This window comes from Modicisalibacter sp. MOD 31.J (assembly GCF_020147985.1).
Lineage (GTDB): Bacteria > Pseudomonadota > Gammaproteobacteria > Pseudomonadales > Halomonadaceae > Modicisalibacter > Modicisalibacter coralii.
In genome coordinates this window covers 247,267-266,585 of the sequence record NZ_JAGXFF010000001.1, presented here as the reverse complement: position 1 = coordinate 266,585, position 19,319 = coordinate 247,267, and the positions used below count along the sequence as shown (strand labels likewise).

General features: G+C 61.9%; 18 protein-coding genes. 9 read left to right on the top strand and 9 right to left on the bottom strand.

What is annotated here, in order from left to right:
• Positions 1 to 18: 18 nt before the first annotated feature.
• From KGR00_RS01205 to KGR00_RS01165, 9 genes are all read right to left on the bottom strand, one after another.
• Entirely contained in the window at positions 19 to 1,797 is a 1,779-nt protein-coding gene (locus tag KGR00_RS01205; RefSeq protein ID WP_224418007.1) for a sugar phosphate isomerase/epimerase and 4-hydroxyphenylpyruvate domain-containing protein, read from the bottom strand.
• Positions 1,798 to 1,878: 81 nt separating this feature from the next.
• Positions 1,879 to 2,613 (bottom strand): GntR family transcriptional regulator, encoded by a 735-nt coding sequence (locus tag KGR00_RS01200; protein WP_224418008.1) that lies wholly within the window; start codon positions 2,611 to 2,613, stop codon positions 1,879 to 1,881.
• A gap of 122 nt (positions 2,614 to 2,735) precedes the next feature.
• Positions 2,736 to 3,692: a VOC family protein gene (locus tag KGR00_RS01195; protein ID WP_224418009.1), complete on the bottom strand. Its 957-nt coding sequence runs from the start codon at positions 3,690 to 3,692 to the stop codon at positions 2,736 to 2,738.
• A 65-nt stretch (positions 3,693 to 3,757) separates the two neighbouring features.
• Positions 3,758 to 4,765: a 4-hydroxy-2-oxovalerate aldolase gene (dmpG, locus tag KGR00_RS01190; RefSeq protein WP_224418010.1), complete on the bottom strand. Its 1,008-nt coding sequence runs from the start codon at positions 4,763 to 4,765 to the stop codon at positions 3,758 to 3,760.
• A gap of 12 nt (positions 4,766 to 4,777) precedes the next feature.
• Positions 4,778 to 5,719, bottom strand: coding sequence for an acetaldehyde dehydrogenase (acetylating) (locus tag KGR00_RS01185; protein ID WP_224418011.1), 942 nt, complete (start codon positions 5,717 to 5,719; stop codon positions 4,778 to 4,780).
• A 10-nt stretch (positions 5,720 to 5,729) separates the two neighbouring features.
• Positions 5,730 to 5,930 carry a 2-hydroxymuconate tautomerase gene (locus KGR00_RS01180; RefSeq protein ID WP_224418012.1) on the bottom strand — a complete coding sequence of 67 codons (201 nt, stop codon included), beginning with the start codon at positions 5,928 to 5,930 and terminating at the stop codon, positions 5,730 to 5,732.
• A gap of 2 nt (positions 5,931 to 5,932) precedes the next feature.
• Positions 5,933 to 6,700 (bottom strand): fumarylacetoacetate hydrolase family protein, encoded by a 768-nt coding sequence (locus tag KGR00_RS01175; protein ID WP_224418013.1) that lies wholly within the window; start codon positions 6,698 to 6,700, stop codon positions 5,933 to 5,935.
• Positions 6,697 to 7,506, bottom strand: coding sequence for a fumarylacetoacetate hydrolase family protein (locus KGR00_RS01170; RefSeq protein WP_224418014.1), 810 nt, complete (start codon positions 7,504 to 7,506; stop codon positions 6,697 to 6,699). The genes KGR00_RS01175 and KGR00_RS01170 overlap by 4 nt, the downstream gene beginning before the upstream one ends.
• Positions 7,507 to 7,520: 14 nt before the next feature.
• On the bottom strand, positions 7,521 to 7,985 hold the full coding sequence (locus KGR00_RS01165) for a carboxymuconolactone decarboxylase family protein (protein ID WP_224418015.1): 465 nt from the start codon (positions 7,983 to 7,985) through the stop codon (positions 7,521 to 7,523).
• Positions 7,986 to 8,369: 384 nt separating this feature from the next.
• On the opposite strand from KGR00_RS01165, the gene KGR00_RS01160 reads away from it, so the two are divergent.
• The 9 genes from KGR00_RS01160 to KGR00_RS01120 all read left to right on the top strand — a co-directional run bounded on the left by KGR00_RS01160 (position 8,370) and on the right by KGR00_RS01120 (position 18,846).
• A complete protein-coding gene (locus KGR00_RS01160) occupies positions 8,370 to 9,371 on the top strand; it encodes a DctP family TRAP transporter solute-binding subunit (protein WP_224418016.1) in 1,002 nt (333 codons plus the stop codon).
• 62 nt (positions 9,372 to 9,433) lie between these two features.
• Complete coding sequence (locus KGR00_RS01155) at positions 9,434 to 10,006, top strand: TRAP transporter small permease subunit (RefSeq protein ID WP_224418017.1); 573 nt, start codon at positions 9,434 to 9,436, stop codon at positions 10,004 to 10,006.
• Positions 10,007 to 11,278, top strand: coding sequence for a TRAP transporter large permease (locus KGR00_RS01150; RefSeq protein WP_224418018.1), 1,272 nt, complete (start codon positions 10,007 to 10,009; stop codon positions 11,276 to 11,278).
• A 231-nt stretch (positions 11,279 to 11,509) separates the two neighbouring features.
• On the top strand, positions 11,510 to 12,412 hold the full coding sequence (locus tag KGR00_RS01145) for a LysR family transcriptional regulator (RefSeq protein ID WP_224418019.1): 903 nt from the start codon (positions 11,510 to 11,512) through the stop codon (positions 12,410 to 12,412).
• A 204-nt stretch (positions 12,413 to 12,616) separates the two neighbouring features.
• Positions 12,617 to 14,077, top strand: coding sequence for a gamma-aminobutyraldehyde dehydrogenase (locus KGR00_RS01140; RefSeq protein ID WP_224418020.1), 1,461 nt, complete (start codon positions 12,617 to 12,619; stop codon positions 14,075 to 14,077).
• 62 nt (positions 14,078 to 14,139) lie between these two features.
• A complete protein-coding gene (locus tag KGR00_RS01135) occupies positions 14,140 to 15,291 on the top strand; it encodes an iron-containing alcohol dehydrogenase (RefSeq protein WP_224418021.1) in 1,152 nt (383 codons plus the stop codon).
• A 202-nt stretch (positions 15,292 to 15,493) separates the two neighbouring features.
• Positions 15,494 to 16,909 carry an APC family permease gene (locus tag KGR00_RS01130; protein WP_224418022.1) on the top strand — a complete coding sequence of 472 codons (1,416 nt, stop codon included), beginning with the start codon at positions 15,494 to 15,496 and terminating at the stop codon, positions 16,907 to 16,909.
• Entirely contained in the window at positions 16,906 to 17,412 is a 507-nt protein-coding gene (locus KGR00_RS01125; RefSeq protein WP_224418023.1) for a hypothetical protein, read from the top strand. The genes KGR00_RS01130 and KGR00_RS01125 overlap by 4 nt, the downstream gene beginning before the upstream one ends.
• 9 nt (positions 17,413 to 17,421) lie before the next feature.
• Positions 17,422 to 18,846: a gamma-aminobutyraldehyde dehydrogenase gene (locus tag KGR00_RS01120; RefSeq protein WP_224418024.1), complete on the top strand. Its 1,425-nt coding sequence runs from the start codon at positions 17,422 to 17,424 to the stop codon at positions 18,844 to 18,846.
• Positions 18,847 to 19,319 lie beyond the last annotated feature (473 nt).

Sequence of the window (19,319 nt, the reverse complement as noted above, 5' to 3'; positions counted from 1 at the left end):
TCCCGAATGGAAAAGGTATCAGGTGCCGAAGGCACGGTATTCGCCGACCTCGAGCATGAGATGGGGGTTGCCGGGAACGGCTAGCCGCAGGAAGACGTAGTCTTGCCCCTCACGCTGCTCGTATCGCAGGGCATAGGTCTCGAGCAGGATGCGATCGCGTTGAGACACGGCCTGGCGCGCGATCAGATCGTCGTAGTCGTTGAACGGCGTCGGCTCCACGGCCAGGCCAGCGGCACTCAGCCGCTGGGCGGTGGCCACCACATCGCCGACCTCCAGCCGCAGCTCCCGGCAGGTGCCGTGCTGGGCCAGGTCCGGTGAAGGGACCAGGCTGCGTCCGGTCGAGGTACCGGCATGCGAGGTGGTCTCCAGGTCGATCGCCACGCCACCCTCGACACTCTGCCAACGGCGCCGCCTGACCACGCCCCGCGGCTCGTGGCGCACGCCGGTGCTCGCTGCGGGCAGCCCCATCAGGTGGCGCCAGAAGCCGGCCTCGCTCTCCACCAGGCTGCGGGGCAAGGCGAAGGCGACGCCACGCAGCCGGCCACGCGACGAGCTCTTGGGGAGAGGAACGGCTTCGAAGCGTGCCTCGATGTCGCCCTCGGGGTCGAGGCGCAGCGTCAGGCCCGCCGGCGTGGTCAACAGACGCCCTCCCAGGGCATCATCGCCGCGAGTGGTTTGGCCATAGGCCTTCAGGCGCATCGGCAGGGCCTGGGCAGCGACGCCATCGAGACCCAGGCTGCCCAGCGTGACGACCCCGCCGTCTTGCGTTTCACGCAGGTAGACGCTGAATGCCTCGCCAGTGAAGCGGACGATCGGCGCTTGCGGGTGTCGGCCCGCCTCGACCAGCCCCAGGGCGCCGAGCAATGTCTCCACGGCCTGGCGATGAGCGGGCGGCACGGCCAGCTCGAGGCTGGTGAAACCGCCGAGATCCGCTGCCCCGGGGGGCCCAAACAGCGGGCGATCGGCCTGGGTCGGCACCCGGGCGTCGGCCTGCAGGCGTTCCTCCAGCCACAGCAGCGACTGACGGGCGGCCAGCGCCGTGGGGCCGGACGGCGCGGCACGGAACTCGTCGTTGAACATTTCCAGCGACAGCGGGCCACGGTAGCCGGCCTCGAGTGCTGCCGCGACGAAGCCGGTCATGTCGTATTCCCCCAGGCCCGGGAAGGAGCGCAGCGTACGGCTGTACCAGGGCGGACGAGCACTCTCCCGTGGCGCATCGGAGAGCTGCAGGAAGAAGATTTTCTCGCCGCGTAGCTTGGCGATGGGAGCAATGTCGTCGTCAAGGGCCAGGCTATGGTAGCTGTCGAGGATCAGCCCGAGGTTCGGGTGGTCCGCGGCCTCGACGGCGGCCCAGGCCTGCGCGAAGCGGTCGATGGCACTGCCCCACGAGAGGGCCTCGAAGCCCACCCGAAAGCCCCGTGCCGCCGCGCGTTCGGCCAGACGATGAAGCTGCTCGCCCACCACGGCCGGATCGCCCGAGACACCGGGCTGGGCATTGGAGCAGACCAGCATCAGCTCCACACCGAGCTGTTCCATCAGATCGAACTTGGCCTCGGCTCGCGCCAGGTTACGCGCCAGCTGTTCGGGCCCGACGCCCTCGAAGTCACGGAATGGCTGGAAGATCTCGATGGTCAACCCCAGGTCCTCGGCCATTCGGCGGATCTCGCCGGGGTACCCCGGGTAGGCCAGGAGGTCGTTCTCGAACAGCTCGAAACCATCGAAGCCGGCGGCGGCGATGGCCTGGAGTTTCTCCGGCAAGGTGCCGGACAGCGACAGCGTCGCGATGGAATGACGCATGAGGGGCTCCCTGCAGGCGGGCCGGAGCCCGTCCGCATCGTATCGGTTGGTTGCAGAGAGTAGCGCCGGCTGGGCCGGCGCTCAGTCCGGCTGGACGTTGAACTCTTCGTCTCGCTGGCGGGCCAGCATGGTGCGAATGTTGTCCGTGGTGCGCTGGGTATGCTGGGCCAGCAGGGCACACGCCAGATCGGCGTTGCGCTCCAGGGTCGCCTCCACGATGGCCGCGTGTTCGCTCCGGGTATCCCTGTCGAAGGGGTTTTTCTTCAGGTAGAGGCGGCGATACCGGTCATTGAGGTCGTGGAGCGTACGGCAATAGTTGAGCAGCAAGGGCATGTCGCAGGCTTCGATCAGCTTGAGGTGAAACTGGCGATGGGCTTCTTCCCAGACTTCCTGCTGCTCCAGGTTCATGTTGTCGGTACGCTTGATGCCGTCCAGCTCGTATTGGGCGGCGATGATGCTGGCCTCCCAGCGCCGGTCGCCCTTGGCAATCGCCTCGCGCAGCGCCAACCCCTCGAAGTGAATGCGCAACTTGGCGATCTCCTCGAGGTTCTTCTCCGATACCGGCATGACACGATAGCCACGCTTGTCCTCGATCAGCACCAGCCCTTCGGCACCCAGTCGCGACAGCGCCTCGCGCAGAGGACTGCGGCTGATGGTCAGGTTCAACTGATCGCGCAGGGCCTCCAGACGCAGCTTGGCCCCGGGAGGAAGTTCACCGCTGAGAATGGCCCGACGCAGGCGCTGAACCAGAGAGGTGGCCAGGGTGAGGCCCCCTTCCGGGCTCTCGGGGGCAAGACTTTCCACCATCCTGTTCATGATCAGAACCTCCGATTTGCCGGCGTCATGACGCCTTTCCAATAGCGAGAGAGCGGTCTTCAGTATACTGCGACTGCCCCTGACCTTCAGTGGCTCCCCGCATTCGGCACCCTTTATGCTCCTTAGAGCAGCGGCGTGGCATGCTCGTGAAAGCTTGCCGGACACTCCAGCCCCCAGGCGGTGGAACGCCCCTTGGTCTCGGTGCCCCAGGTCACGGGCTCCCAGTCCGGTTCGAAGATATGGAACCCGCCGGCGAATACCTCGATGCGGTTGCCGCCCGGCTCGTAGACATAGAGGAAGAACCCCTGGGTACGCGAGTGCTTGGCCGGCCCGAACTCGATGAAGACATCGTTCTCCATGAAGATCTCGGCGGCGCGCAGCACCTCCTCACGCGTGCTGGCGTAATAGGCCAGGTGATGCAGGCGGCCGCTGGCGCCCGCCGCCGGCTCCTTGGTGATCGCCAGATCGTGGGCCTTGTTCATCAGGCTCATCCAGGCGCCGACCTCTTCGCCCTGGCCGCCGGGGATCAAATGCTCGCGAAGCTTGAACCCCATGGTATCGGCGGCGAAGGTGCGCATCGCCACCACGTCCCGGGTCAGCAGGTTGATATGGTCGATACGTTCCACGGCCGCGCCGCGGCCATGGTATTTCTGCGGCTGGTTGGGCAGGTAGGCCCGCTTTTCCGCCGGCGCTTGATACTTCTCGGATTCGAAGTAGAGCTCCATCTCGTGGCCACCGATGCCGGTGAAGCGGTAGGCCTTGCCGTGCCCCACATCGCCGTCTATCCAGCGCCCCTGGATACCGGAGGCCTCGAGAGCGGCAACGCGACGCTCCAGGGCCTGCGGGCTCATGGCCCGCCAGCCGACGTGACCGAGCCCCGCCTGACGGGAGGCAGTGAGCTTCAGCGATGTGAGGTCATGGTCACCCCAGGCGCGCAGGTAGGCGCTGTCGCCTTCCGTTGCCACCACGTCGAGACCATAGACCTCGGTGAAGAAATGCAGACTCTCGTCGAACCTGGGGGTGAGAAGCTCGGCGTGGCCTAGCTTGGCGACGTCGTGAATGGGTTCCTGGTAGGACATTTCCGGACTCCCTTAGAGTGGGTCAATGACTGCGATTGCTGGGAAAAGACGCCTCGGCCGCGGCGTCATCGACGGGTCATGTCCAGCGCCACATCGACGATCATGTCTTCCTGGCCGCCAACCATCTGACGCCGCCCCAGTTCCACCAGGATGTCGACGGTCTTCAGTCCATAACGCTGCGCGGCGGATTCGGCGTGGCGCAGGAAGCTGGAATAGACACCCGCATAGCCCAGCGCCAGGGTCTCGCGGTCGACCCGCACCGGGCGGTCCTGAAGGGGGCGCACGATATCGTCGGCGGCATCCATCAGGGTGTAGAGATCGCAGCCATGTTCCCAGCCCAGACGATCGGCGGCGGCGACGAACACTTCCAGCGGGGCATTGCCGGCGCCGGCCCCCATGCCGGCGAGACTGGCATCGACCCGGTCGCAGCCTTCCTCCACGGCGACGATGGAGTTGGCGACCCCGAGGCTGAGATTGTGATGGGCGTGAATGCCGGTTCGCGTCGCCGGGTCGAGCACATCCTTCAGCGCCCGGAAGCGCTCACGCACATCGTTCATGGTCAGAGCACCACCCGAGTCCACCACATAGAGGGTCTCGGCGCCGTAGCTCTCCATCAGCCTGGCCTGTTCGGCGAGGCCCCGGGGCGTCTGCATATGGCTCATCATCAAAAAACCCACGGTATCCATGCCGAGCTTGCGGGCATGCTCGATATGCTGACGGGAGACATCTGCCTCGGTGCAGTGCGTGGCGATACGAGCGCCGCGAGCGCCTGCGGCATAGGCGGCGTCCAGATCGTGGACAGTGCCTATCCCCGGCAGCAACAGCGTGGTGATCATGGCATGCTCGACCACCTCGGCCACCGCTTCGATCCACTCGAGGTCGGTATGGGCCCCGAAGCCGTAGTTGAAGCTGGATCCCTGCAGGCCGTCGCCGTGTGCGACCTCGATGGAATCCACGCGGGCGGCGTCCAGGGCCCGGGCAATGCGCCTGGCATCATCCAGACTGTACTGATGACGTACTGCATGGCTGCCGTCACGCAAGGTGACATCGGAGATATATAGTGTCTTGCTCATGGTCTTTCTCCCTCAGGCGGTGGCGGCCAGCAGACGCGTCTCGGCCAGACGCTCGGCACACGCCTTGGCGGCGGAGGTCATGATGTCCAGGTTGCCGGCGAAGGCGGGCAGGTAATGGGCGGCACCCTCGACCTCGAGATAGATCGATGTCTTGAGACCGCTGACCCTGCCGATACCGGGGACATTCTGCGGCGCTTCGGCCGGAATCTCCTCGAATTGCACCCGTTGCTTGAGGTGGTAGCCGGGGACGTAGCGCTGGACGGTATCGACCATTGCCTCGATGGAACGCTCGATGGCCTCGCGATCGGCCGGCTCGGAGAGCACGAAGACACTGTCACGCATCAACAGGGGCGGCTCGGCGGGATTGAGGATGATGATGGCCTTGCCTCGCTCGGCCCCGCCGCACACCTCGATGGCCTTCGAGGTGGTCTCGGTGAACTCGTCGATGTTGGCGCGGGTGCCCGGTCCGGCGGACTTGCTGGAAATGGAAGCGACGATCTCCGCGTAGTGCACCCTGGCGACCCGAGAGACGGCGGCGACCATGGGAATCGTGGCCTGCCCCCCGCAGGTGACCATGTTGATGTTGGGGGCGTCGAGATGCTCGTCCAGATTGATGGGCGGCACCACATAGGGGCCGATGGCGGCCGGCGTCAGGTCCACCACCCTGATGCCGCGGGCTTCGAGCAGCTCGCTGTGGCGCTGATGGGCACCGGCGGAGGTGGCGTCGAAGGCGATCCTGATGTCGTCGATGCCATCCAGCGCCAGCAGGCCATCGATGCCTTCGGCGGTCGTCGGCACGCCGAGCTTGGCGGCCCGCGCCAGGCCATCGGAGGCGGGATCGATGCCGACCATGGCCCCCATCTCCAGGAATTGCCCGTGGCGGAGGATCTTGATCATCAGGTCGGTGCCGATGTTGCCGGAACCGATGATGGCGACCTTGATTTTCTGACCCATGATGATGCCCTCACTGCTGCCGCGCGCGGCGTTGCTGCATGGTTTCCCCACTCACACCCCAGTGGGTGGCAGGGTACTCCTGGACCAGCACCCGCACGCTCTCCAGGGGGGCGTCCAGACTTTCGCTGATGGCGCGGGACACGCTCTCGATCAGCTGCTGCTTCTTCTCTTGGCTGCGACCTTCGATGATGTTGATGGTGGCGATCGGCATGGTCACTCCTCCACATGGAAACCGAGACTGCCCAGTTGCTGCATTTCCAGGCGCACGTACTGGCCGGGCTCGAGCCACTCGGCGGCGGTGGCGCCGCCTGCAAGCACGATGTCGCCGGCACGCAGGGGCTCGCCGGCCTGGGCGGCCAGGCGCGCCGCGGCGACCAGCGAACGGATGGGATTGCCCAGAATGGCGGCAGTGGAGCCCACATGACGGGGCTGGCCGTCAAAGCTCATGACCAGTCCCAGGTTGGTGAAATCCCCCCTGGGGTCTCCCCAGTCGCCGACCACGAAGCCAGTGGATGAGGCGTTGTCGGCAATCACGTCGGGCAGCGAGAACTTGAAGTCGCGGTAGCGCGAATCGATGATCTCCAGCGCCGGGGCGATGGCGTCGATGGCGCCCCGCGCCTCGGCGGCGGTGATCCGCTCCGGCAGGTCGCGACCCAGCAGAAAGGCCAGCTCGGGCTCCACCCGGGGGTGGACGTAGTCGGCGAGAGACAGGGACGTGTTCTCCTCGATGCGCATGGCACTGGTCAAGCGCCCCCAGATCACGTCGTCGATGCCCATCTGGACCATCTTGGCGCGACTGGTGAAGCCCATCTTCATGCCCACCCGTGTCTCGCCACGCTGCAAGCGCTGCTGAATGGAGGCCGCCTGGATGGCATAGGCCGCTTCCAGTGACATTCGCGATTCGGGGTCGAGCTGCTCCACGGCGGTAGCGGTGCGGGCCGCCTCGTCGAGCCGAAGGGCGTGCTGCTGGATATCGCTCATGCCGCCACCTCATTGTTCGCCGTCTGTTCGAAGACAGCCTGGACACTGCCCAGGCCGTTGATGCGCGCCTCGATCACGTCACCGGGTTGCACCGACACCATGGGGCCCAGGGCCCCGGAAAGCACCAGGTCGCCGGCCCTCAACGGCTGGCCGAGCTCCACCATCCTGCGGGCCAGCCACACCACGGCATTGAGCGGATTGCCCAGACAAGCCCGTCCCACGCCGACCGAAACCGGCTCGCCGCGCCGCTCCATGACCATGCCGCACAGATCGAGATCCAGATCGACGAGGCGACGCGGGGCGCTGCCCAGCACATAGGCGCCGGACGACGCGTTGTCGGCGATGGTATCGGCGATGCCGATCTTCCAGTCGGCGATGCGGCTGCCGACCACCTCGATGGCGGCCACGGCATGGTCGATGGCGCGGATCACATCCACCTGGGTGGGATTGGCCATGGTCAGATCATGGCTGAGCACGAAGGCGACCTCGGCCTCCACCTTGGGCTGATGCAGGCGGTTCCAGGGGATCGGCTCCGCGTTGCCATAGCCCATGTCGTCGAACAGGCTGCCGTAGTCGGGTTGGTCGACGCCGAGTTGCGCCTGGACCACCCGGGACGTGAGTCCAATCTTGCGACCGACGATGCGGCGTCCCGCTGCGAGCCGAACGTCGGTATTGCACTGCTGGACGGCATAGGCCGATTCGATGTCCAGGCCCTCGAACCGCTCACCCAGCGGGGGAATGAAGTGGCCGCTGGCGGCGGCATCACGCAGTTGCTGGGCAGCCTGCTGCAGGGTTTCCGGCGTCATGATGCGCTCCCGGCTCATTGTTCGTCAGAAGAATGGTTGGCCCGTTCGGTCTCACGGGCGGCGACGCTGGCCAGCATGTGGGCGCCGCGATTGGCGGCAGGCAGGCCGCGGAACAGGAAGCACAGATTGATGGTGGCCTGAAGCTCCTCCCAACTGGCACCGCAGCGGCGAGCGGCAATGCAGTGGGTCTGAGCAGCATCGTTGCCGGCCATCAGCAACATACCGAAGAGAATGATCTGCACCATCTTGGGTTCGAGATGCGGCGTCTCCAGCGCGTAACTGCGGATCTTCTCCTGCAGCTCCACCATCGTGGGGTCCATGACACCGGTCGTGCCGAAGCGAGCTTCGATACGCGGCGGCACGAAACCGAGCAGGTCGAGATAGGGTTGCTTGTGGGTATTGATGGCGTCCTGCTGGGCGGCGCCTGTCAGGCCCATGGCCTGACCGACGGACTCCAGATCGAGTCGGGGTGATGACATCGTGATCGCTCCTGTGGGCTACTTCGCAGCTGCCAATTTTGCATGCAAAAATAACATTGAGTGCAAATTAGCCATCACGCTACCAAAACGTCAATAGCCTGCGACTAAAATCTATCTCATGATGCGGTTGACGGATATTTCTGATTTTCAAATTTAAAATCAATTATTTATAGAAAATGACCCATTGGTTGTTAAACAATGGTCTAAAGCGTATTGACCGCATCTTTTTGCGGCCATAGATTCTAATTTGCCGACACGGCAGTTTTTGCATGCAATATGGCGAGAACGGTCGGTCACTCAATGCAGCGGTGCTTCCGGGACGAGGCGGCACATCCGGCAAGCCCCCATAACGATAACGAGGAAACGACAATGACAAGGACACCCATGCTCTTGAAGCACGCCCTATTCGGAACGGCACTCGTCCTTGGCGTGAGCGCCCTGGCTCAGGCTCAGACCATTCGCTTTGCTCACGTCGATCCCGCCGACTGGCAGAGTTCCAAGAAAGGGGCGGCGGCGGAAATGTTCAAGCAGGTCGTCGAGGGCAGGACGGACTTCGACGTCAAGCTCTACCCGGCGGCCTCCCTGGGGGACGAGGACGAACTGGTCCAGCAGGCGATGGATGGCACGACCCAGGTGGTCATGGTCTCGGGCGCGATGTCCAAGATCTGCCCGGCCGCGGGGGTGCTCGACATTCCCTACATGTTCGACTCCGCAGTCACCGCCTGGCGAGTCCTCGATGGCGAGTTCGGCGAACAGCTGGCCCAGCACTGCCTCGAGCAAACGGGATTGCGCACGATCGGCTATGGAGAGACGGGCTTTCGCAACTTCACCAACGACAAGCACGCCATCAAGACGCCGGCCGACATGAAAGGGCTGAAGTTCCGGGTCCAGGATATTCCACTGTACGTCAAGATGGTCGAGGGGCTTGGCGGCGAACCGACCCCCATTGCCTGGTCCGAGACACCTACCGCCCTCTCCACCGGGGTCGTTGACGGGCAGGAAAACCCCGTCAGCACCATTTACAACAACAACCTCTATGAGCTCCAGGACTACATGACCCTGGACCGGCATATCTATGCCACGGACTTCATTCTAATCAACGATCAATTCTTCCAATCCCTGACCAAGGATCAGCAGGCAGTGATCAAGCAGGCGGGGGTCATCGCCGGCAACATGGGCCGTTCCATGCAGGAATTCACCTCGGCTAAGGGCCTCAAGGCCGTCCAGGAAGCGGGTATGAATGTCTATACCCCGACACCCGAGGAACTCGACGAATTCCGCCAGGCGGCACAGCCGCCGGTCGTCGAATGGCTGAAGAAGGACCTGGGAGACGAGGCCGACTGGATTCAGCGACTCCAGGAAGCTGTCGGCAACGCCAGTAACTGAGCCCTCACGGCCGTGCCGAGATGTCGGCACGGCGCTCTCGTTTCGCTTAGAGGTGGAAAGCCATGGCCGCCATCTTCGATGGGATAAAGCACTGGGCTACGAGGATCTTTGCCTTTGGCGCAGGGTTCTCCATGGTGCTGATATTCCTGATCGTTTTTTGCAATGCCTTCATTCGCTACGTGTTCGGTAGCTCGTTGGCCTGGGGGGACCAGATCCCGGTCTTCCTCGGTATCTATGGCGTCATGTTCGGTACGGCCATGGCCTATCTGCAAGATCGCCATGTCCGCCTGGGGGTGATCGTCGACTTCATTCCCGAGCGGCCCAAACGCGCCCTGTTCCTGATCGTCGATCTGGCCGTCATCGCCATCGGCTGTCTACTGGCATGGTCCGGCTATCTGTTCATGGCCAGCCGGGGCGGCATGCGAATTTCAGGAATGAACGATCTCGTGGGGTCACTGTACGAAGCGACGGGGTTAGACGTCGTCAAGCTGTTCGGCACCATGGCCCCCTACCAGTTCGCGATCTCCCTGGGGGGCGGAATGCTGACAGTCGCTGCCGCGATCAAGTTCGTCGAGCGTCTCCAGGAACCAATCCATAGCGGTAACGCACACGTTTCGCCCCAGGAGGTCTCCTGAATGGTCTACGTCATCCTGATCGGCGGGCTGGCCATCGGCCTTCCCATCGCCTTCGCCATCATTGGCTCGCTGATGTACTTCATGGCGACGGCAGGCTTTCCCTACAGCATACAGAGTGTCGCGACCCAGATGTTCTCGGGCATCAGTTCCTTCGCGCTGCTCGCGATCCCGCTGTTCATTCTCGCCGGCGAGCTGATGAACGAGAGCGGCATCACATCACGCATCATTGCCTTCTCCAAGGTGCTGGTCGGGCGCGTCCGCGGCGGGCTGGCACACGTCAATATCTGGGCATCGGTGATCTTCGCCGGGCTCTCCGGATCCGCCGTCGCCGATACGTCCGCCCTGGGCCGCGTCTTCATCCCGGAGATGGAGAAAGAGGGCTATCCTCGCGACTTCGCAGCGGCCCTCACCGCGGCATCGTCGGTCATCGGCCCGATCATCCCGCCCAGCATCCCGGTCATCATCTATGCCCTGATCGTCAGTGGCGTTTCGGTGCCGGCCCTGTTCATCGCAGGTATCGTCCCGGGCATCCTGCTGGCGATCTTTCTCTCCGGTTACGTGATGATCTTCGCCAGCAAGTATGAGAAGCGGGCGGTGGAAATGCCCAAGGAGGAAAAGCTCACCATCCTGATCGACGGTATCATTCCACTGCTGATGCCGGTCTTCGTGGTGGGGTCGATCCTGCTGGGGATCGTGACTCCGACCGAGGCGGCCGCCTTCGCCGTTGCCTACGCGCTGTTCGTGGGTATGGTGGTCTTCCGCAAGATCCACTGGCGGGACCTGCCCGGCATCTTCTCCCGGACCATGGTCGACAGCGCGGTGATCATGCTCATCATCGCGGCGGTAGGCGCGGCCAACTGGCTGTTGACCTATAACCGCATCCCCAACATGCTCACCGAGCTGACGCTTTCCTACATCAACGTCCAGTGGACCTTCCTGCTGGCGGTGATCGTGCTGTTCCTGATCGTCGGGCTGTTTCTGGAAGGCATCGCGGCGATGCTCGTGCTGGTGCCGATCCTGCACCCCATCGCCACGAGTCTCGGTGTCGACCCGACGCATTTCGGCATCATCGTGATCTTCAACCTGATGATCGGACTGATCACGCCCCCCATGGGGCTATGTCTGTTCGTCGCCGACTCCATCGCCAAGGTCGGCCTGGCACGACTCTCGATGCGGGTGTTGCCCCTGTTTCTGGTCGAGGTACTGGTACTGCTGATCATCACCTTCTTCCCGGTGACCGTGACCGGCTTGCCGAGGCTGCTTGGCTACTAGGGGGCACTGACCCCGCCAGCTCACCCACGACAATCCCAGCCTGCTGAGGGGAGGTCGATGATTCAGGCTGGCGGGGCTATCTGAATCGCTTTCGGATTCACACCGTTCCGATCGCCAAGCTGCCGGGATGATTTACCAAGCGAGGGCTAATCACGCGGGATCCGATAGCTAACCCTCTAATCGAAAAACACGATACGCTGGTCCAGCTATCGTTTTTTCGAATACCTTACCATGACACTGAAGCAAATACGCTACTTCATCGCCGTCGCTGAGCTGGGGTCCATCTCGGCGGCCGCCCAGGCCGTGTTCGTTTCCCAGTCGACGCTGACGCTGGCCATCCAGCAACTCGAAGATGAGCTTGAAGTGTCGCTGTTCACCCGCAGCGCAAAAGGCATGACGCTGACCCACCAGGGCCACCAGTTCCTGCGCCAGTCGCACCTGATCCAGAGCACCGTCGAGAACGCCAAGCGAAATCTCCAGGAAGCGACGCATCAAGAATCCGGCCAACTGGTCATCGGCGTCACCAGCCTGGTCGCCGGCTACTTTCTCGCCGACTTGCTGACGCGCTTTCAGCTCGCTTACCCACGGGTCGAGATCAACGTGGTCGAAGACGAGCGGCACTATGTCGAGCATCTGCTGGTCAACGGTGAAATCGACGTCGGCGTCCTGATCCTCTCCAACCTGTCCAATCGCCAGGCGCTGCAGACCGAAGTGCTGGTGCACTCCCCCTACCGTCTCTGGCTGCCCGCCCGTCATGCCCTCCTCGAGCATGACAGCATCTCTCTGGCCGATGTCGCCAGGGAGGCTTTGATTCAGTTGAACGTGGATGAGATGGAGCATAGTGCCCGCGCCTTCTGGCAGCGCCTGGATACCCCGCCGAACATCACCATGCGCACCAGCTCCACCGAGGCCGTGCGTAGCCTGGTGGCCGCTGGCCTGGGGCTCTCGGTTCAGCCGGACATGACGTACCGCCCCTGGTCACTCGAAGGAGACATCATCGAGGCCCGCTCGCTGCATGACTTGAACGACACCCTGGATGTCGGTCTGGCCTGGCGTCGGGGTTCCCAGCGCCCTGCTCTGGTGGATGCCTTTCTCTCAGTCGTGCGCGGCGGGCACGGTGACACGCGCCGCTGATACTGCAGACATACCGGTATCCCAACCGGCTCGGAGCGGTCGCTGCCCCGCCCGGTCGGCATCACGCCACCACCCCTCAGAAAAATCGATACCAACCCTCGAAAATAAGAAATTGTCGATACTTAACCACCCGCCTAGTCTCTGCGTACTGCGTCCAAGGGCGCGTAGGCAGGACCCGGCGACCAGCTACCAAGCGAGAACCCCATGTCCTCAACCCCATGCACCGCCTTAGCCAACCGGCTTCTGATTGATGGCACTCTCGTCGAAGGCGAGGGCCGAGCTGAAGACATTCATGATCCCAGCTCGGGGCAGGTGATTGCCCAGGTAAAGGAAGCCAGCCTGGAACAGGTCGAACTGGCGATCGCGGCCGCCCGACGCGCCTACACCAATTGGTCGCGCACCACCCCGCAACAACGCTCGACAGTGCTGCTCGATATCGCCGACTTGATCAAGGACAAGGCGTCCGCTCTGGCTCGCATAGAATCATTGAACTGTGGCAAGCCGCTGTATCAGGCATTGAACGATGACCTGAATGCATCGGTGGACGTCTTTCGCTTCTTTGCCGGGGCGGTACGCTGTCAATACGGGCAACTGAGCGCGGAGTACGTCCCGGGCTACACCAGCATGGTCCGCCGCTCCCCGCTCGGCGTCGTTGCATCGATCGCCCCCTGGAACTACCCGTTGATGATGGCCGCGTGGAAGATCGCCCCGGCGCTCGCGGCGGGAAACACCCTGGTCTTCAAGCCCTCCGAACATACCCCACTATCGGTACTCGAACTTGCCACCCTCCTGCAAGGGGTGATCCCCGACGGATGTCTCAACATCGTCTGCGGTGGTGGAGAAAACGTCGGCAGCCTGCTGGCGCGGCATCCAGATGTCCGCATGATCTCGCTGACAGGCGATATCGTCACCGGACAGAAAGTCCTGAAGGAGGCGGTCAACTCCCTCAAGCGTACCCATCTCGAGCTCGGCGGCAAGGCCCCTGTCATCGTCTGCGACGATGCCGATCTGGAACTGGTGGTTGAGGGCATCACCCGGCACGGCTACTACAACGCCGGGCAGGACTGCACCGCCGCTTGCCGCATTTATGCCCAGTCAGGGATTCATGATCGCCTGGTGGAAAAACTCGGCAGCGCCGTTTCACGCTTGAGGTTCGCCCAGCGCCGTGATGACGACAACGATATCGGCCCATTGATCAGCCTTCGCCAGCGCGACCGTGTCGCCAGCTTTGTCGAACGTGCGCTGACCGAGCCCCACGTGGAGAGAGTTACCGGAGCCGCCACGCCTTCCGGGAGTGGATTCTTCTACCAGCCGACATTGCTGGCAGGCTGTCTTCAGGCGGATGAAATCGTCCAACGGGAAGTCTTCGGCCCGGTCGTGACGGTCACTCGATTCGACGAGATCCCCCAGGCCCTCGATTGGGCCAACGATACCGAGTATGGACTCGCCTCTTCTGTGTGGACAACCAACATGGACAAGGCCATGCACCTTGCCAGCCGACTCGAATATGGCTGCACCTGGATCAATAGCCATTTCATGCTGGCCAGCGAGATGCCTCACGGTGGGCTGAAACGGTCAGGCTACGGGAAGGAACTATCGAGTGACTCGCTGCAGGACTACAGCGTGGTAAGGCACATCATGGCCAGACACGCCAGCATTGATTGACCCAAGCATGACATTCACGCGACCCCACAAGCCCAGCGCATAACAATAGATCAGGAGATCTCATGAACTTTCCCTTTGTACTACCTACCAGAATCGTGATGGAGCCGGGACTGCGTTCGAAGGTAGGGGGCTACCTCCAAGAGCTCGAAATCGGACGCGTCCTGATCGTTACTGATCCGGGTATAGAGGCCGCGGGGCTTCTCGCTCCCATCTACTCAAGTCTTGAAGATGCCGGAATCGGCTTCCAGATAACGACCGACGTGAAGCCCAACCCGCGAAGCGACGATTGCAATCGTGTGGCACGTGAGCACAAGGGATCGGCCATCGAGGGCATCGTGGCGGTGGGCGGTGGCAGTGCCATTGATGCTGCCAAGGCTATTGCAGTCTTGATGACACATGATGGGATCATCGAGGACTACGAAGGGGAAAACACGCTCTCCAACGACCCTTTACCACTGGTAGCCATCCCAACGACGGCAGGCACCGGAAGCGAAGTCACGTTTTTCTCGGTAATCACCGACCCGGCTAGACAGTACAAGATGAGCCTACTGGATGTCCGGCTAGCGCCTGAACTGGCACTGCTCGATACCGAAGTCACCGCCCAGTTGCCGCCTGCCATCGCCGCCGCAACCGGAATGGACGCGCTGACTCATGCCATCGAAGCCTATACGGGAAAAATGGCCAACCCGATCAGCGACGGCTTGGCACTGCACGCCATCCGCCTGATCAGCGCGAACCTTATTCCCGCCGTAGAGGAGCGCAACAACCAAAGCGCTCGAGAGCAGATGATGGTTGCCAGCTTGATCGCCGGCATGGCTTTCGGCAACGCCGACATCGCCAGCGTGCACTGCATTTCCGAAGCTATCGGCGGCATGTACGACACCCCTCATGGCGTGGCCAACTCCATCTTTCTTCCTTTTGTCTTCCGGCATAACTGTGACGCGGACCTGGAGCGGCATGCTCAGGTCGCCTTTGCCCTGGGCATTGATCCCGGGCTCTCTCATGAAGACGCCGCCAATGCAGCCGTCGACCTGCTTTTCAGCATGAGCCAACGGCTTGGCATACCCAAGTTTTCGGAGGTTCCTGGTGTCAAGGAAGTCGACTTCCAGTCCATTGCCGAAAAATCGCAACAGAATATTTCCAATGCCAGCAATGCCAAGGAAATGACTGTCGACAGCTACCTGGAGATCATTCGCCAGGCCTACAACCACTGAATAGTCGATGGGATCCGTAAACCAAGGCGATAGAACAACGCCCGCCTGAAGCCATGATTTTCTTAATACTAAACTCATGCACTGTAGAGGTTTTCCATAACCCCGTATTGCAAAAAAACCCTGAAAGCAATTACTAAAAAATCACGACAAATCCGTAAAAAGCTCCATACCTTACAATTCAAGCCACAATGGAAAGACAAAAATGAGTAACGAACTCGTAAGAACGCTAGGCTTCTGGAGAGCCTTCTCAACCTGTACAGGGCTAGTGGTAGCCGGCACCACGATGGTGACTCTTGGCTACAGTATGGGCTTGGTCGGGCCAGCTTTCATCATCAGCGCCTTTATCGCGATGGTCGTCAGCATCCTGGTATCGTTTTCCTATTCCGAGCTTTCGTCCTTCATGCCGGGCGCGGGAATGATCGGTGACTACACCATGGTGGCCATGGGGCCGTTCATGGCGATCGTCAGCGTTCTTGGTGGTTACATCGTACTGGTCTCGGCCGCCGGCGCGATGGAATCCATTACCGCCGGCCTGGCGGCACATAGCCTGGCTCCCGGGGTCAGCGCCACGCTGGTGGCCATCGTTCTTCTGGTGCTATTTCTGGTGGTAAATCTGGTCGGGGTCGGGGTCTTTGGTTCCGTCCAGGTATTTACCACGGGTTCCATGATCATTGGCACCTCGGTCATGGGGTTACTGGGCCTCATGGAGTGGGGGACCCAGACAGCTCCACTCGAGGTTGCCTTCAATCCCAAGGGCTGGGATGTCGTTCTTCAGTCCCTCGCACTGGGTATCTGGCTGTTTGTGGGTATCGAATATGTCGCCCCGATGGCCGAAGAAGTCAAGGAGCCGGAAAAAACCATTCCCAAGGCGATGCTGTTCGGTCTACTGACCATCTTCGTGGCCGACATGCTGTTTGGCCAGGCTATCGCGCGTTATGTGCCGCTCGATGCTCTCGAGTCCTCGACCGCCCCACAAGTTGACGGTGCCGGCGCTCTGTTTGGCCAGACGGGCAAGGTGCTCATGGTCATGATCACGGTACTGGCCAGCGCGAGCTCCATTAACTCACACATGGCTGCCGTACCTCGCATGTTATACGGCCTGGCGCGTGAGGGCTTGTTGCCGAAAGTCTTCACTTATGTCCACCCGCGTTTTCGCACTCCCTGGGCGGGCATCTTCAGCGTCTTCCTGCTGCTATGCATCCCCTTCATGCTCAGCATCAGCATGGATCTCATCGCCACCATGATCCTGGCGTCGTGCGTTACCTGGCTGCTTTCTTATGTCATCGCCCAGATCAATGTGATGATCCTTCGTAAGCGCTACCCCGACATCCACCGTCCCTTTTCCACGCCCTTCTTCCCGATCCCGCAGATCGTGGGTATTGCGGCCTGCATCTACATGATCGTCACCATCCATCCCGATGGCGCCATGAAGACTCAGATCTACGCCATCGCGGGTGGCTTCATGGCGGTCATCGTCGTCTACGCCATTGCATGGCTGAAATACAAGAAGATCCCGCTCTTCTCGCCCACACCCCTCGAGTCTCTCTACGCCCAGCACACCGGCACAGACACCGGCACCGGCGCAGAAGCTCCAGCACCTCGGGTCTCGGTCCGGTGAGGCTTTTCAGCAACGTCGACAAGCGCGCGAACATCGCCTTCGAGCTGATGGCAAACCAGCTTGGCTGCAGCGAAGTGATCGCGCCCCTGGAGCGCTCGGGCAGCTTCGATGGCGGGGTGATGACCGTGCGCTATATCGAAAAACGCCGCTTCTTTTCGCGGATCTACAAGCTGCACATCACCCTGGCGCTAAGCGGCCACGACGCGCCTGCGGGTGAGGCGCACTGGAAAAAGGGCAGGCACTGGACGGGCAATCCCGCGGTAAGCGACTGGCTTGCCGGGCATGCACAGCTCTCGGGGCTGTCATCGCTTATCGATATCGAAACGGCAAGCTATCGGCGTAAGACCTCGGACGCCACCGCTACGGTCGATCTTGTCACCCTGCCTGGCTGCTTCATCTGGACCCTCGTCCCGCCCATGCATTATTTCGTCAAACTCAACGGCAAAGAGATCGATGGGCTTCGCCGCCTGCTTGGTCGTTACCTCGATATCAACCACGTCTAAGGATACTCCATGGATTACTCGTTACTGATCAACGGCACCCTGTGCCAGGGAAAGGGAACTGGGCTGGACGTACTCGATCCTGCCAGCCACAAGGTCCTGTTTACGCTCAACGAGGCCTCTCCCGAGCAGGTGGAAGAAGCCGTTCAAGCCGCCGATGCGGCCTTCGTCAGCTGGTCGATGACGACCCCGGCAAGTCGCGCTGCCAGATTGCTGGCTCTAGCGGACTGGATCGACGCCAATCAGGAGACGTTGGCCCGCCTGGAGTCCGATAATTGCGGTAAGCCTTATCGTCAGGCCCTGGAAGAAGAAATCCCGGGCGCCTCCGACGTCTTTCGTTTCTTCGCTGGCGCCGTGAGATGCATGAGTGGTTCTGCCGCTGGCGAATACATGGAGGGACACACCTCCATGATCCGCCGTGATCCACTTGGCGTCGTGGCCTCCATCGCGCCCTGGAACTATCCGTTGATGATGGCCTCGTGGAAGCTCGCTCCCGCCCTGGCGGCAGGCAACACCGTCGTGCTCAAGCCCTCCGAACACACCCCGCTGACCAGCCTGGCGCTGGCGGGCGCCATGGCCGAGATCTTTCCACCCGGCGTGGTCAATGTGGTCCATGGCCGGGGCAGCGTGGTCGGCGAGCCGCTTACCCACCATCCGAAGATTCGCATGGTGTCACTGACCGGCTCGATCGCCACCGGCAGCGCCATCGTGTCATCCACTGCCGCAAGCGTGAAACGCATGCACATGGAGCTTGGTGGCAAGGCGCCGGTCATCATCTTCGATGACGCCGACCTCGATGCCGCTGTCGAAGGTATCCGCAACTTCGCCTTCTACAACGCCGGTCAGGACTGCACGGCGGCCTGCCGACTGTATGTGCAGCGCGGCGTACATGATGACTTCGTCGCCCGCTTGAAGGATGCCGTGGGCCAGATCACAGTCGGCAGCCAGGACGAGCCTGGGGTTGAAATGGGACCTTTGATCACCGCCGACCATCTTCAGCGCGTCAACGGCTTTGTCGAACGTGCCGCCGCGCTGCCTCACATCACGATAATCAGCGGCGGCCAAGCCCTCGACCGGCCTGGCAACTTCTTTGCGCCTACCATCATCGCCGGTGCACGCCAGGACGACGAAATCGTGCAACGGGAAGTGTTCGGGCCGGTGGTGTCCATTACAGCCTTCGAGGAGGAAGACCAAGTGCTGGCCTGGGCCAACGACTCCGACTACGGTCTGGCCTCTTCCGTCTGGACGGGGAATATCGGCCGTGCCCACCGTCTGTCGAGCCGCCTGCAGTATGGCTGCACCTGGGTGAATACTCACTTCATGCTGGTCAGCGAAATGCCCCACGGCGGTCAAAAGCTCTCCGGCTACGGCAAGGACATGTCGATGTACGGCCTGGAAGACTACACCTGCGTCAGACATGTCATGATCAAGCACTGAAATATACCGACCTCCCCTGGGGATCTTCAGGCGGCCCTTTGTGGCCGCCTGACGTCGGTTTTACTGCCCATGGCTCGACATGGCATACGGCACCTTGCAGATACCGGTTCAGCAATCCTGACCGCAACAGTGGGTCGCATGAGTCATCGCGGCAATCGCCGCGACAACGCTGTTATCGAAAGTGTCTCCCAACTCCTCAGGCGAGAATCCCTTCATCGCCGAACCTATTCGGGGAGATTGCCGGCGCGATTTGTTCCAGCATCGCAAGATTTTCTGCGCCCCGGGCACCACCTTGGCACGAATGACGCGCTCCTCCCCACGAGAATGAACAGCATTACACCCAGAGCCTGACGCATGTCAGAAGTCCCGGTGCGGCTCAATCAGGCCCGCCAGTCACATGTGGAAAATCGCCCCCTCGCCGCAGACAAAATGCGCCCCACGCCAGCGGCGCCGTTCAGGGACGCACTGGAGAT